The following is a 14916-nucleotide window of genomic DNA, read 5'->3' on the forward strand; positions in this document are numbered from 1 at the left end:
CACGAGCCACTGCAAGCCATCCGCAAGAGGAGTCATCCGCATGAGCGATTCGTTCTCCACCCGCAGCCAGCTGGACGTCGGCGGCAAGACCTACGACTACTTCAGCCTGCCCAAGCTGGGCCAGCGCTTCGACATCTCCCACCTGCCCTACTCGATGAAGATCCTGCTGGAGAACCTGCTCCGGCACGAGGATGGCGGCGTCACCGTCGGCAAGGATCACATCGAGGCCGTCGCCCGCTGGCAGCCCAGCGCCGAACCGGATACCGAAATCGCCTTCATGCCCGCGCGCGTGGTCCTGCAGGACTTCACCGGCGTGCCCTGCGTGGTCGACCTGGCCGCGATGCGCGATGCGGTGGTCAAGCTCGGCGGCCGCCCCGAACAGATCAATCCGCTGATTCCCTCCGAACTGGTCATCGACCACTCGGTGCAGGTGGATGTGTTCGGCAAGCCCGACGCACTGGACCTCAACGGCAAGATCGAATTCCAGCGCAACCAGGAACGCTACGGCTTCCTGCGCTGGGGCCAGAAGGCCTTCGACAACTTCAAGGTGGTGCCGCCCAACACCGGCATCGTCCACCAGGTGAACCTGGAAAACCTGGCCCGCGTGGTGATGACCGCGGACAAGGACGGCAAGGCGGTCGCCTACCCCGATACCGTGTTCGGCACCGATAGCCACACCACCATGATCAATGGCATCGGCGTGCTCGGCTGGGGCGTGGGCGGCATCGAAGCAGAGGCCGCCATGCTTGGCCAGCCGTCCTCGATGCTGATCCCGCAGGTGGTCGGCTTCAAGCTGACCGGCCGCATGCCCGAAGGCGCCACCGCCACCGACCTGGTGCTGACCGTCACCCAGATGCTGCGCAAGCTCGGCGTGGTCGGCAAGTTCGTGGAGTTCTACGGCGACGGCCTGCAGCATCTGCCACTGGCCGACCGCGCGACCATTGGCAACATGGCCCCCGAATACGGCGCCACCTGCGGCATCTTCCCGATCGACAACGAATCGCTGACCTACCTGCGCCTGTCCGGCCGCAGCGAAGAGCAGATCGCCCTGGTCGAAGCCTATGCCAAGGCGCAGGGCCTGTGGCACGACGCCAACAGCCCGCATGCGCAGTACAGCACCACGCTGGAACTGGACATGGGCACGGTGAAGCCCTCGCTGGCCGGCCCCAAGCGCCCGCAGGACCGCGTGCTGCTGGAAGACGTGCAAAAGAACTACCGCGACGCGCTGGTCGGCATGACCGCCAACCGCGACAAGCGCAGCGAGGATGTCTCCACCTTCGTCAATGAAGGCGGCGGCGCGGCAGTTGGCAACGAGCAGCTGGCCAAGGGCTACGCCGACATCGAGATGGACGGCCGGAAGGTACGGCTGAAGGACGGCGCGGTGGTCATCGCCGCCATCACCTCGTGCACCAACACCTCCAACCCGGCAGTGATGATCGGCGCCGGCCTGCTGGCCCGCAACGCGGCCGCCAAGGGACTGGACCGCAAGCCGTGGGTCAAGACCTCGCTCGGCCCAGGCTCGCGCGTGGTCACCGACTATCTTGAAAAGGCCGGCGTTCTCACCGAGCTGGAGAAGATCGGCTTCTACGTAGTGGGCTATGGCTGCACCACCTGCATCGGCAACTCCGGCCCGCTGCCGACCGAAGTCAGCGCCGGCATCGCCAGTGGCGACCTGGTGGTGACCTCGGTGCTGTCGGGCAACCGCAACTTCGAGGGCCGCGTGCACCCCGAAGTGAAGATGAACTACCTGGCCAGCCCGCCGCTGGTGGTGGCCTACGCCATCGCCGGCACCACCGACATCGACCTGACCACCGAGCCGCTGGGCACCGGCAGCGATGGCCAGCCGGTGTACCTGCGCGACATCTGGCCAAGCAACAAGGAAATCGGCGACGTCATCGCCGCCACGGTCGGCCCGGAGATGTTCAAGCAGAACTACGCCGACGTGTTCAAGGGCGATACCCGTTGGAACACCATCGCCTCGCCGGACGGTGACCTGTACGCGTGGAGCGATGCGTCCACCTACATCAAGAACCCGCCGTACTTCGATGGCATGACCATGCAGGTCGGCAGCATCGATGATGTGCACGGCGCACGGGTGATGGGCCTGTTCGGCGATTCGATCACCACCGACCATATCTCCCCGGCCGGCAACATCAAGAAGGATTCGCCGGCGGGCCGCTTCCTGCAGGAGCGCGGCGTGCAGCCGGCCGACTTCAACAGCTACGGCAGCCGCCGCGGCAACGATGACGTGATGGTCCGCGGCACCTTCGCCAACATCCGCATCAAGAACCTGATGTTCGGTGGCGAAGAAGGCGGCAACACCCTGTACTACCCGGCCAACGGCGGCCAGCCGGAAAAGCTGGCGATCTACGATGCGGCAATGAAGTACAAGGCCGACAAGGTGCCGCTGGTGGTGCTGGCAGGCAAGGAATACGGCACCGGCTCGTCGCGTGACTGGGCCGCCAAGGGCACCCTGCTGCTGGGGGTGAAGGCGGTCATCGCCGAAAGCTTCGAACGCATCCACCGCTCCAACCTGGTCGGCATGGGCGTGCTGCCGCTGCAGTTCCGCAACGGCGAAAACGCACAGTCGCTGGGCCTGGATGGCTCGGAAGTGATCGATGTCACCGGCCTGCAGGATGGCGCCAGCAAGCGCGCCACGGTCACCGCGACCAAGGCCGACGGCACCAAGAAGACCTTCGAAGTCTCGGTGATGCTGCTGACCCCGAAGGAAGTGGAGTACTTCCGCCACGGCGGCCTGCTGCAGTACGTGCTGCGCCAGCTGGCTGCACGTTGATCGAGCGTACTGCGTAGGTAGAGCCAGGCCATGCCTGGCTGCGACAAGACAAAAGGGCCGGATCCTCACAGATCCGGCCCTTTTCTTTGCTGCTCGCCGGGCGTGGCGGCCCGGCGCCACCTACCGCCGCGGCGCGTCCGGGTCGGTACGCAGCGCCTTCAGCAGGCCCCACATGTAGAACGCCAGGATGAACGAGAAAGGCAGGCCGCACAGCACCACCGCCGTCTGCATCGCGCTGAAGTTGCCAGCCAGCAGCAGGCCGACGCTGGCCACGGTAATGCCCGCCGCCCAGAACACGCGCAGCCAGATCGGCGCGTCATGCCCATCCTCCACGCCATCATCGACACGCCGGGTGCACAGGTTGGCGATCATCAGCGTGCCCGAATCGACCGGGGTCAGGAACAACACGAAACCAATGACCACTGCCGCACCAGCGATGTACGGCGCCGCGGGCAAGTACTCCAGCAGCTTGAACAGGGTCATCGCCGCATCGTGCTGGGCCACGTGGCCCAGCACCGCCTGGCCGTGGTTCAGCACCAGGTCGATCGCGGTGTTGCCGAAGATCGACAGCCAGGCCAGGGTGAAGCCCAGCGGGATCAACAGCACGCCCATGATCACTTCGCGGATGGTGCGGCCGCGCGAGATGCGCGCAACGAAAAGGCCCACGAACGGCGCCCAGGCAATCCACCACGCCCAGTAGAACAACGTCCACGAGCCCATCCACTCACGCCCCTTCGGGTCGTTGAGGTACATGTCGAAGCTCTTGCGCACGAACGCGCCCAGATAGTCGCCGGTGTTCTGCACCAAGCCATCGAACAGGTGCAGGGTTGGCCCGGTCACCAGAACGAACAGCAGCAGCAGGCACAGCAGGCGCACGTTGAGGTTGGACAGCCAGGCGATGCCCTTCTCCACGCCGGCAACCACGCCGATGGTGGCCACGACCATCATCACCAGCACGATGGCCACGAGCACCTGCGGCGTATCCGGGATGTGGAACAGGTAGACCAGGCCGGACTGCACCACCAGCGCACCGATGCCGAGGTTGGTGACCATCGAGATCAGCGTCGCGAGGATGCCGAAGCCATCCACCATGTCACCGATGCGGCCATGGATACGCTCGCCGAAGATCGGGTACAGCGCCGAACGCAGGGCCAGCGGCAGGTTGCGGCGGTAGGCGAAGTAGCCCAGCGCTACGCCGACCAGCGCGTACAGCGCCCAGCCATGCAAGCCCCAGTGCAGGAAGGTCAGCACCATCGCTTCGCGGCCAGCGGCGACGGTGCCGCCGGGCTGCCCGGGCGGGTTGAGGAAATGATCGAGCGGCTCGTAGGCGCCGTAGTACAGCAGCGCGATGCCGATGCCGGCCGAGAACAGCATCGACACCCAGGCCACGTAGCCGAAGGCCGGCGATTCCTCGTTATGGCCCAGGCGGATGCGCCCATATGGCGAGAACGCCAGCCACAGTACGAAACCCAGGCAGGCCACGATCAACAGCATGTACCACCAGCCGAACGCCGCCGAGACCTCGGCCTGTGCCCATTGCAGCCAGTGCTCGCTGGCCTCCGGGAAAAAGACGGTCAACGCACCGAGGATGCCGATGGAGACCGACGAACTGAAGAACACGAAACGGTTCAAGCGCAGGGGCGAGCGCTTGGGATGAGCCAGGGAAGACATGGGGTCGTCTCATCAGTCCAAGGGGGCACATGGGCGGGGCCGGACCGGAAACCGGGCCCATGGCGTGGGGGGGCGACCGGCATCGTAGGGTTTATTGATTGAACGTTCAATCAATAAAAAGTATGATCTTCACCAGCCCGGCAGTCCGGGTCGCAATCCGTGGAGAGACAATGCCGAAGAAAGGCGTGGAACCGGTCCGTCGCGAGCAGTTGATCCGGGCCACTTTTCAGACCATTGACGAGATCGGCATGGCCGATGCCACCGTCGCCACCATCGCAAGGAAGGCCGGCCTGTCCAGCGGCATCGTCGCCCACTACTTCGGCGACAAGGATGGCCTGCTCAATGCGGCGATGCGGCAGATCCTGCGCGAGCTGAAGGCAGCCGTCGCTCGCTATCGCGACGCCGCCGCAGACGACGCACGTTCACAGCTTCGCGCCATCGTCGATGGCAACTTCGACGACAGCCAGACCAACGGGACCGCCATGCGTGTATGGCTGACGTTCTGGGCCGCGAGCATGCACCAGCCGGAACTGACCCGGCTGCAGCGCGCCAACGACCAGCGACTGTTCTCCAACCTCTGCCACCAGTTCAACCGCCAGTTGCCGCATGCGCAGGCACGCCTGTCCGCACGCGGACTGGCCGCGATGATCGACGGCCTGTGGCTGCGCGGCAGCCTGGTCGGTGGTGACTTCAACGCCGACAAGGCCCGCCGCATCGCCTACGGCTACATCGATTTCCAATTGCAGGCCAACGCGCCCTGAGCGCGCCACGACCCCGCCCCACCCCTTCCAGGAGCAAGCCGATGACCACCCTGCCCGTGCAACAGCTCTACATCCACGGCCGCCGCGTCGACGCCACCAGTGGCAAGACCTTCCAGACCGTCAACCCTGCCAATGGCCAGGTGCTGGCTGAAGTGCAGATCGCCAGCCAGGCCGATGTCGAACGCGCCGTTGAAAGCGCCAGCGAAGGCCAGAAGGTGTGGGCAGCGATGACCGCCATGGAGCGCTCGCGCATCCTGCGCCGTGCCGTCGAGATCCTGCGCGAGCGCAACGATGAGCTGGCCCACCTGGAAACCCTGGATACCGGCAAGGCGCTGGCCGAAACCACCACGGTGGACATCGTCACCGGTGCCGACGTGCTGGAGTACTACGCCGGCCTGGCCACCGCCATCGAAGGCATCCAGCTGCCGCTGCGCGAATCGAGCTTCTTCTATACCCGCCGCGAGCCGCTGGGCGTGGTCGCCGGCATCGGCGCCTGGAACTACCCGATCCAGATCGCCATGTGGAAGTCGGCCCCGGCGCTGGCCGCCGGCAACGCGATGGTCTTCAAGCCGTCTGAAGTGACCCCGCTGACCGCGATCAAGCTGGCCGAGATCTACACCGAGGCTGGCGTGCCGGACGGCGTGTTCAACGTCGTGCAGGGCCCGGGCCGCGAGATCGGCAACTGGCTGACCGAGCACCCGGTGATCGAGAAGATCTCCTTCACCGGCGGCGTGGCCACCGGCAAGAAGGTCATGGCCAGCGCCGCGTCGTCGTCGCTGAAGGAAGTGACGATGGAACTGGGCGGCAAGTCGCCGCTGGTGATCTGTGACGACGCCGATCTGGACCGGGCCGCCGACATCGCGGTGATGGCCAACTTCTTCAGCTCCGGCCAGGTCTGCACCAACGGCACCCGCGTGTTCGTGCCGCGCAGCATGCTGGCCGCGTTCGAAGCCGCGGTGGTCGAGCGCGTCAAGCGCATCCGCATCGGCGACCCGATGGCCGCCGAGACCAACTTCGGCCCGCTGACCAGCTTCCCGCACATGGAAAACGTGCTGCGCTTCATCGAAAGCGGCAAGAGCGAAGGCGCGCGCCTGCTGACCGGCGGCGGTCGTGCCACCGACGGTGCCCTGGCCGACGGCGCCTACGTGCTGCCGACGGTGTTCTCCGACTGCCGCGACGACATGACGATTGTCCGGGAAGAAATCTTCGGACCGGTGATGAGCATCCTTGCCTACGACGACGAGGACGAAGTGATCCGTCGCGCCAACGACACCACCTTCGGCCTGGCCGCAGGCGTGGTCAGCAAGGACATCAGCCGCGCCCACCGCATCATCCATCGCCTGGAAGCTGGCATCTGCTGGATCAACACCTGGGGCGAGTCGCCGGCCGAAATGCCGGTGGGTGGCTACAAGCAGTCCGGCGTTGGCCGCGAGAACGGTATCTCCACCCTCGGCCACTACACCCGCATCAAGTCGGTGCAGGTCGAGCTGGGCGACTACGCCAGCGTGTTCTGACCGGCGCACCCTGAGCACCGCCCATCGTCCGGCCACCGCGCCGATCCGACATTCCGCCGGGACGCCTGCATGCAGCGCGCCCGGCCTGCAGGAGAGCAACCATGAGCACCCATAACGAGTACGACTACATCATCATCGGCGCCGGTTCGGCCGGCAACGTGCTGGCCACCCGCCTCACCGAAGATGCCGATGTCAGCGTGCTTCTGCTGGAAGCCGGTGGCCCGGACTACCGGCTCGATTTCCGCACCCAGATGCCCGCCGCACTGGCCTTCCCGCTGCAGGGCAAGCGCTACAACTGGGCGTACAAGACCGATCCCGAGCCCTTCATGAACAACCGCCGGATGGATTGCGGTCGTGGCAAGGGCCTGGGCGGTTCGTCGCTGATCAACGGCATGTGCTACATCCGCGGCAACGCGATGGACTACGACAACTGGGCCGGCATGCCGGGCCTGGAAGACTGGACCTACCTGGACTGCCTGCCGTACTTCCGCAAGGCCGAAACCCGTGACATCGGCCCGAACGACTACCACGGCGGTGACGGCCCGCTGCGCGTGACCACGCCCAAGGCCGGCAACAACGAACTGTTCGCGGCGATGGTCGAGGCCGGCGTGCAGGCCGGTTACCCGCGCACCGACGACCTCAACGGCTACCAGCAGGAAGGCTTCGGCCCGATGGACCGCACGGTCACGCCGAAGGGCCGTCGTTCCAGCACCGCCCGTGGCTACCTGGACCTGGCCAAGCCGCGCCCGAACCTGACCATCGTCACCCACGCGCTGACCGACCGCATCCTGTTCTCGGGCAAGCGCGCAGTGGGCGTGCAGTGGCTGCACAACGACCAGCCTCAGCGCGCCACCGCACGCCGCGAAGTGCTGCTGTGTGGTGGTGCCATCGCCTCGCCGCAGATCCTGCAGCGCTCCGGCGTCGGCCCGGCCGACCTGCTGCGCAGCCTGGACATCGACCTGGTGCACCACCTGCCCGGCGTCGGCGCCAACCTGCAGGACCACCTTGAGATGTACCTGCAGTACGAATGCAAGAAGCCGGTCTCGCTGGCCCCGGCACTGAAGCTGTACAACCAGCCGGCGATCGGCGCCGAATGGCTGTTCCTGGGCACCGGCATCGGCGCCAGCAACCAGTTCGAGGCTGGCGGTTTCATCCGCAGCGATGCCGAATTCGACTGGCCCAACTTGCAGTATCACTTCCTGCCGGTGGCGATCAACTACAACGGCTCCAACCCGATCAAGGCACACAGCTTCCAGATGCATGTCGGCTCGATGCGCTCGCCCAGCCGTGGCCGCATCCACGTGCGCTCGAAGGATCCGCGCGAAGATCCCAGCATCCTGTTCAACTACATGTCGCACGACCAGGACTGGCGCGAGTTCCGCTCGGCAATCCGGATCACCCGCGAGATCTTCGCGCAGCCGGCGCTGGCACCGTACAGCGGCCGTGAGATCTCGCCGGGCAGTGCCCTGCAGACCGATGCGCAGATCGATGCGTTCGTGCGCGAGCATGCCGAGACTGCCTACCACCCGTCATGCTCGAACAAGATGGGCCACGCCGATGATCCGATGGCAGTGGTCGACGGCCAGGGCCGCGTGCACGGCCTGGAAGGCCTGCGCATCGTCGATGCCTCGATCATGCCGCAGGTGGTCACCGGCAACCTCAACGCACCGACCATCATGATCGCCGAGAAGCTGGCCGATGTAATCCGTGGCCGCGCCCCGCTGCCGCGCAGCACTGCGCCCTACTACAAGGCCAACGGCGCACCGGTGCGCTCGCAGGGCTGACGCAAGCGGCCTGCCATGACGGTCGTTGGTGCCGGCTGCGGGCATGCGCTCTCCACGCCACCGATCACCGTGATTGCCGGCCAGCGGCCGGCACCACAGGAAATGCAGAGGCCCCTTGCGGGGCCTCTTCGCGTTTTCCCTACGGGGCGGTATGCTGCGGAGAGCGGTTCTGGCGGATACTGTCCGCGCCGCACCCATCATTACGATTCCTGGAGGGGGAATATGAGTCTGGATCGTCCCTGGCTGCAGAGCTATCCGAAAGGCGTTCCCGCCGAAATCGACGTCAACGAGTTCCATTCGGTAGTTTCGGTCTTCGACGCGTCCGTCGCGAAGTACCGCGACCGACCGGCCTACTCCAGTTTCGGCAAGACCCTCACCTACGGTGAGACCGATGCCCTGGTCGAGCAGTTCGCCGCTTACCTGCTGGGTGAGCTGAAGCTCAAGAAAGGCGACCGCGTCGCCCTGATGATGCCCAACTGCCTGCAGTACCCGGTGGCGACCTTCGGCGTGCTGCGTGCCGGCTTGACCGTGGTCAACGTCAACCCGCTGTACACCGCGCGCGAGTTGAAGCATCAGCTGGTCGATGCCGGCGTGACCGCGCTGGTGGTGGTGGACAACTTCGGCGATACCGTCGAACAGGTCATCGCCGATACCCAGGTCAAGCAGGTCATCACCACCGGCCTGGGCGACCTGCTCGGCGCCAAGGGCACGATCGTCAACTTCGTGCTCAAGTACATCAAGAAGATGGTGCCCAACTACCACCTGAAGGGCGCGATCCGCTTCAAGCAGGCGCTCAAGCTGGGCAGCCGCCACACCCTGCCGAAGGTCGAGATCGACCATGACGACGTGGCGTTCCTGCAGTACACCGGCGGCACTACCGGTGTGGCCAAGGGTGCGATGCTGACCAACCGCAACCTGATCGCCAACATGCAGCAGGCCTCGGCCTGGATCAGCGCATCGGGCATCGAGATGGGCAAGGAATGGATCATCACCGCCCTGCCGCTGTACCACATCTTCGCGCTGACGGCGAACGGCCTGGTCTTCATGAAGTTCGGTGGCTGCAACCACCTGATCACGAATCCACGTGACATGAAGGGCTTCGTCAAGGAGCTCAAGTCGGTGCGCTTCACCGCGATCACCGGTGTCAACACGCTGTTCAACGGCCTGCTCAACACCCCTGGCTTCGACACGGTCGATTTCTCCTCGCTGAAGGTGACCCTGGGCGGCGGCATGGCCGTGCAGCGTGCGGTGGCCGAACGTTGGAAGAAGACCACCGGCGTCACCCTGGTCGAGGCCTATGGCCTGACCGAGACCTCACCGGCGGCCTGCATCAACCCGCTGACCCTGGCCGAGTACAACGGCTCGATCGGCCTGCCGATTCCGTCCACCGATGCCTGCATCAAGGACGACAACGGCAACATCCTGGCGCTGGGTGAAGTGGGCGAACTGTGCATCCGCGGCCCGCAGGTGATGAAGGGCTACTGGCAGCGTCCCGAGGAAACCGCCAAGGCCATCGACGCCGACGACTGGCTGCACACCGGCGACATGGCCAAGATGGACGAACACGGCTTCTTCTACATCGTCGACCGCAAGAAGGACATGATCCTGGTGTCCGGCTTCAACGTGTACCCGAATGAAGTCGAAGACGTGATCGCGATGATGCCGGGCGTGCTGGAAGTGGCCGCAGTGGGTGTACCGGACGAGAAGTCCGGCGAGGTGGTCAAGGTGGTCATCGTCAAGAAGGACCCGAACCTGACCGCCGAGATGGTCAAGGAGCACGCCCGGGCCAACCTGACCGGCTACAAGCACCCCAGAATCGTTGAATTCCGAAAAGAGCTGCCGAAGACCAACGTCGGCAAGATCCTGCGTCGCGAACTCCGCGATACGCCCGCCCCGTAAGGGTTTCCGGAAAGTTGAACGCGCTCAGGCCCGGGTCGGCAACGACCCGGGCCTTTTCGCGTGCGTAGGCCCGGGGCCGGTGTAGCATCGCCGCGTGAGTGGACCGTTCGGCCCGCCGGCCACCACCTTGATCTGCGGGCCGCACCGCCGAGGACCCTTCCATGAGTACCATCGAAAAGCTGCCCAGCAGCGGCTCGCCCTACGCCACCATCCGCACCCAGGACAGCGCCGACGGCGCCGCCCACTGGCTGTTCATGCACGCCGACGCCTCCACCGGCGTGCGCCCCTGCTGCCGCAAGGACATGCTGGACGAAATGTGGAGCTACATGAGCGCCATCACCCACGGCCCGGCACAGCGCCACAGCGGCCAGCTGCGCCATTTCGTGCTGGCCTCCGACGCCGCCGCCTACAACCTGGGCGGCGACCTGGACCTGTTTACCCGCCTGATCCGCGAAGGCAACCGTGACCTGCTGCTGACCTACGCCCAACGCTGCGTGGAGGGCGTTCACCACCTGCACACCGGCTTCGGCGGCGACGTCCGCTCGATCGCCCTGATCCAGGGCGATGCGCTGGGTGGCGGCCTGGAAATGGCCCTCGCCTGCCACACCATCGTGGCCGAGGAAGGGTGCGGCATGGGCCTGCCCGAAGTGCTGTTCGGCCTGTTCCCGGGCATGGGCGCCTACTCGTTCCTGTGCCGCCGGGTGGCGCCGCAGCTGGCCGAGAAGATCATCCTCGATGGCCGTATCTACAGCGCCGAGGAGATGCACGCGATGGGCGTGGTCGACGTGCTGGTCAGGAAAGGAGAAGGCCGCGGCGCGGTCGAAGAGATGATCCGCCAGCAGCAGCGCCTGCCGCAGTCGTACCTGGCAATGAACGCCGCGCGCAACCTGGCGCAGGCGGTCAGCTATGACGAGCTGCTGGAAATCACCAAGGTCTGGGTCGATTCGGCACTGGCCCTGGGTGATCGTTCGCTGCGCACCATGGACCGTTTGATCAAAGCGCAGACCCGACGCGCCAATCTGGATGTGGCCTGATACGTTCCCCTCCCCCGCAGGGTTCAAGCCCGGCTGGCCACCGGGCTTTTTTTATGCGGCGCGCAGTCATCGAAAACCCGCCGCGCAGGCCTGGCTCTACCGCTCGCCGTCGTCGGCCACGCCGCGTGCCTTGCGTTCGGCGCGCGCATCCAGCGCCTGCCGGCCTTCCTTGATGGCCCCCTGCAGCACCGCAAGACGCTGCCGCCATTCGGCCTTGAGTTGCCAGTCGGCCATCCGCATCAACTCACCGGCGCGGTTGGACGCGCGCACCAGGCCCAGATTGCTTGCCACGCCCTTGATCGCATGCGACTGTTCGCGGAAAGCGCCCCAGCGTGCCGCTTCGCCATCACCTTCGGCCTTGCGCAGGCACGACTCGGCATCGTCCAGGCACTGGCGGATGAACTCACGCTCGAAGCCCTCGCCCATTCCCAGCGAGGCCAGCTCATCAAGCACGCCGGTATCGAGCACGCCATCGAGGTTGGTGACGGTGCGCACGATCGGCGGCGCACTGGCCTTGAGCTGTGCGTTGTTGGCAATCTCGGCCAGGGTGTCCAGCAGTCGCACGGCCACCACGGGCTTGGCCAGGAACGCATGTGCACCGGCCTGGGTACAGCGCTGGATGGCTTCGGGAGTGACGTCGGCGCTGAGCACCAGCACCGGCGTGCGCGGGCCGCCGCCGGCCTGCATCACCCGCAGCTCCTTCAGCATGTCCAGGCCACTCATGCCCGGCATGTGCAGATCGACGATGGCCGCATCGAACTCGCTTTCAGCCAGTGCGTCGAGCACCGCCTCGCCACCATCGACGCACAGCACCTTGTGCCCCGCCTTCTGCAGCAGCCGCTGCAGCACCATGCGGTTGGCCTCGTGGTCGTCAGCGACCAGGATCTGCATGCTGCGCACCCGCGCGCGATGGCGCAGGAACGGGTCGGCAAACGCGATGACGTTGCCGCCGGCACCGGTTTCGTCGCCAGCAGCGAGGGTCGGCACCGCACCCGGGACCACCGGCTGCGGCGGCGCGAACGGCAGCTCCACCCAGAAGTGGCTGCCCTGCGGCGGGTTGTCCAGGTAACCGATCTCGCCGTCCATCGCTTCGACCAGCCCCTTGGCGATGGTCGTGCCCAGGCCGGTACCCTCATGGCGGCGGGCCATGCTGACGTCGGCCTGCTCGAAGGCCTCGAACAGACGCGGACGCATCGCCGGTGCAACGCCGATACCGGTATCGAGAATGTCGAAGCGCAGCCGCACCCCACCCTGGGTGTCGGCGTGGACAACACTGACGCGGATCTCGACCCGGCCGTGATCGGTGAACTTGACCGCGTTGCCGGCCAGGTTGAGCAGGATCTGCCGCAGATGCCCGACGTCGCCGCGCAGGGTCGGCGGCACGGTCTCGGCCACCTTCACCCGGTAGTCCAGGCGCTTGGCCTTGGCCTGCGGCAACAGGATCAGGCCGATCGCCTGCATCACTTCGGAAAGAACGAAATCCTCGGCGACCACGCGCAGCTTGCCGGCCTCGATCGCCGAGATGTCCAGCACTTCCTCGACCAGCGCCAGCAGGCTGCGCGATGACGCCTGGATGGTACTCACGCACTCACGCTGCTCGTCATCCAGGCGCGTGGTCGCCAACACTTCTGTCATGCCATTCAATCCATTGAGTGGGGTACGAAACTCGTGGCTCATGTTGGCCAGGAATCGACTCTTGGCTTCGCTGGCGCGCCGCGCCTCGGCCATCGCTTCGGTCAACTGCCGCAGCAGCGTGGAAAAATACAGGGGAACCGCCGCCAGGCCAAGCCACAGGCCGATGGCCAGGCGTGCGTTCTGTTGCCAATAGGGGGTCGACAGCGCGGTACTGCCGAAGCTGACCATCGCCATCGCCACGGCCACATACAGGTAGTGGTTGCCGAAGCGCATGCCGTTGCCCACCGTCACCCACATCACCACGATGTAGACCCACGACAGCGGCTCGCCCATCTGGATCATGCCGGCGGCGATCAGGCCGTAGTCGGCCAGCATGCCCAGTACGCGGCGCGGATCGGAACGCTGCGGCCGCCACAGCAGCCAGCCGAACAACAGCAGCGACAGACTCAGCCCCGTCAACACGATCGCCAGCACACCGACATACTGGGTGTGCGGCAGATCGTGCCGAGCCGAAGGCAGCAGCACGTAAGCCAGGATCAGGCTGATCAGGACGATGCGGACGATCTGCTGCCCGTGCTCGCTGTCCTGCCGCTGGGACAGGCGCAACCGCAATCGCGACAGCAGGCGTTTCACGCGCCCAGTCCCGGCCGTGCAGAGGCGGTGGAGTGCTCGGCGCAGATCTGTTCCAGCTGCTCACGACCGCGCAGCAACGCGTCCACGCAACGCGGATCGAACAGGCGCCCGCGCTGGGCATACAGGTAGGCCATGGTGGCTTCCATCGTCCACGCTTCCTTGTAGGGGCGCGGCGAGATCAGCGCATCGAACACGTCGGCCACGGCGACGATGCGTGCCTCCAGCGGAATCGCATCGCCGACCAGGCCATCGGGATAACCACTGCCGTCGTAGCGCTCATGGTGACGCAGCGCGATCAATGCACCGACCTGGATGAAGCGGTTCTGGCTGCCACTGAGCAGTTCATGGCCAATCCGCGGATGCCGGCGCATGATCGCCAGCTCCTCATCATTGAGCTTGCCCTGCTTGAGCAGCACCGCATCGGGAATGGCGATCTTGCCCATGTCGTGCAGCGGCGCGGCCATCTCGATCAGCTTGACGTCGTCTTCCGGCAGGCCCAGCTGCTCGGCGATCAGGCCAGCCACGCGCGCCATGCGCTCAAGGTAGGCACTGGTGCCGGCATCACGGAACTCGATCGCAAGCGCCAGCCGCGAAAGCGTCTCGCGCTCGCGCTCCTCCACCTCGTGCATGCTGGCCAGCAGCCGCTGCTCCAGCGACAGCGCGCGCTGCTTCACGTTCTCGGTCTGCTGGCGCAGCTGCAACAGGTTGTAGCAGCGTGCGCGCAGTTCGCGCGGGCGGATCGGCTTGACCAGGAAATCGATCACGCCGGCTTCCAGTGCTGCCTGGCGGATCGGCTCGTCACCCACCACGGTGATCAGGATCACCGGAATATCGCGATGTTTGGGCAGCCGGCGGAAGCGGCGGGCGAATTCCAGCCCGTCCATCTCCGGCATGCGGTAATCGAGAAGCAGCAGGTCGACCGGGTACGATTCGCACCATGCCAACGCCGTCAACGGATCGCCGAAGTCATGCACGCTCAGTTCCGGCGCGATGTCCTCGATGACGTGACGGAGCATCGTCCGTGCGGAAGTCTGGTCATCGACGATGACGATGTTCAAGGCGTTCTCTGCCTGCTTTCTCGACCATGCTGAAAGGTCAGCGGGCGAGGATACCCCGCCGCTGTGCACGCTGGCACCCTGCATCGGCTCGACTCCCGTCACAAGCTCCCCGATTCATGATCGTCGTCACAAT

At 65.7% G+C, this 14916-nt stretch carries 9 protein-coding genes; 6 read left to right on the forward strand and 3 right to left on the reverse strand.

Annotated features, from left to right (window positions below; translation table 11 throughout):
• Window positions 1–40: 40 nt before the first annotated feature.
• Complete coding sequence (acnA, locus tag AC1DKR_RS10090; protein WP_394197734.1) at window positions 41–2794, forward strand: aconitate hydratase AcnA; 2754 nt, start codon at window positions 41–43, stop codon at window positions 2792–2794.
• A gap of 120 nt (window positions 2795–2914) precedes the next feature.
• Here the strand turns inward: acnA and AC1DKR_RS10095 are convergent, their stop codons facing one another.
• On the reverse strand, window positions 2915–4465 hold the full coding sequence (locus tag AC1DKR_RS10095; RefSeq protein ID WP_478032627.1) for a BCCT family transporter: 1551 nt from the start codon (window positions 4463–4465) through the stop codon (window positions 2915–2917).
• Between the two features lie 170 nt (window positions 4466–4635).
• Between AC1DKR_RS10095 and betI the strand changes: the two genes are divergently transcribed.
• From betI to AC1DKR_RS10120, 5 genes are all read left to right on the forward strand, one after another.
• Window positions 4636–5226 carry a transcriptional regulator BetI gene (gene betI, locus AC1DKR_RS10100; protein ID WP_380658121.1) on the forward strand — a complete coding sequence of 197 codons (591 nt, stop codon included), beginning with the start codon at window positions 4636–4638 and terminating at the stop codon, window positions 5224–5226.
• Between the two features lie 41 nt (window positions 5227–5267).
• Window positions 5268–6740 carry a betaine-aldehyde dehydrogenase gene (gene betB / locus AC1DKR_RS10105; RefSeq protein WP_478032632.1) on the forward strand — a complete coding sequence of 491 codons (1473 nt, stop codon included), beginning with the start codon at window positions 5268–5270 and terminating at the stop codon, window positions 6738–6740.
• A gap of 101 nt (window positions 6741–6841) precedes the next feature.
• Window positions 6842–8524 carry a choline dehydrogenase gene (betA, locus tag AC1DKR_RS10110; protein WP_312785827.1) on the forward strand — a complete coding sequence of 561 codons (1683 nt, stop codon included), beginning with the start codon at window positions 6842–6844 and terminating at the stop codon, window positions 8522–8524.
• 222 nt (window positions 8525–8746) lie between these two features.
• A complete protein-coding gene (locus tag AC1DKR_RS10115; RefSeq protein ID WP_336027938.1) occupies window positions 8747–10423 on the forward strand; it encodes a long-chain fatty acid--CoA ligase in 1677 nt (558 codons plus the stop codon).
• Between the two features lie 161 nt (window positions 10424–10584).
• The gene (locus AC1DKR_RS10120; protein ID WP_312106816.1) at window positions 10585–11457 is read left to right on the forward strand and encodes a crotonase/enoyl-CoA hydratase family protein; all 873 of its coding nucleotides are present in this window, start codon (window positions 10585–10587) and stop codon (window positions 11455–11457) included.
• Window positions 11458–11553: 96 nt separating this feature from the next.
• Here the strand turns inward: AC1DKR_RS10120 and AC1DKR_RS10125 are convergent, their stop codons facing one another.
• Together AC1DKR_RS10125 and rpfG are read right to left on the reverse strand one after the other, a co-directional pair.
• A complete protein-coding gene (locus tag AC1DKR_RS10125) occupies window positions 11554–13725 on the reverse strand; it encodes a response regulator (protein ID WP_032975476.1) in 2172 nt (723 codons plus the stop codon).
• A complete protein-coding gene (gene rpfG / locus AC1DKR_RS10130; RefSeq protein ID WP_478032636.1) occupies window positions 13722–14867 on the reverse strand; it encodes a cyclic di-GMP phosphodiesterase response regulator RpfG in 1146 nt (381 codons plus the stop codon). Before rpfG ends, AC1DKR_RS10125 begins: the two co-directional genes overlap by 4 nt.
• Between the last annotated feature and the right edge of the window lie 49 nt (window positions 14868–14916).

The organism is Stenotrophomonas sp. 01N47, assembly GCF_056399165.1.

What these genes read in the sequence shown, in the direction of transcription:
- AC1DKR_RS10120 (WP_312106816.1), top strand. Translation starts at nt 10,585, where the DNA reads ATGAGTACCATCGAAAAGCTGCCCAGCAGCGGCTCGCCCTACGCCACC.
- betA (WP_312785827.1), top strand. Translation starts at nt 6,842, where the DNA reads ATGAGCACCCATAACGAGTACGACTACATCATCATCGGCGCCGGTTCG.
- betB (WP_478032632.1), top strand. Translation starts at nt 5,268, where the DNA reads ATGACCACCCTGCCCGTGCAACAGCTCTACATCCACGGCCGCCGCGTC.
- acnA (WP_394197734.1), top strand. Translation starts at nt 41, where the DNA reads ATGAGCGATTCGTTCTCCACCCGCAGCCAGCTGGACGTCGGCGGCAAG.
- AC1DKR_RS10115 (WP_336027938.1), top strand. Translation starts at nt 8,747, where the DNA reads ATGAGTCTGGATCGTCCCTGGCTGCAGAGCTATCCGAAAGGCGTTCCC.
- betI (WP_380658121.1), top strand. Translation starts at nt 4,636, where the DNA reads ATGCCGAAGAAAGGCGTGGAACCGGTCCGTCGCGAGCAGTTGATCCGG.
- AC1DKR_RS10095 (WP_478032627.1), bottom strand. Translation starts at nt 4,465, where the DNA reads ATGTCTTCCCTGGCTCATCCCAAGCGCTCGCCCCTGCGCTTGAACCGT.
- rpfG (WP_478032636.1), bottom strand. Translation starts at nt 14,867, where the DNA reads ATGCAGGGTGCCAGCGTGCACAGCGGCGGGGTATCCTCGCCCGCTGAC.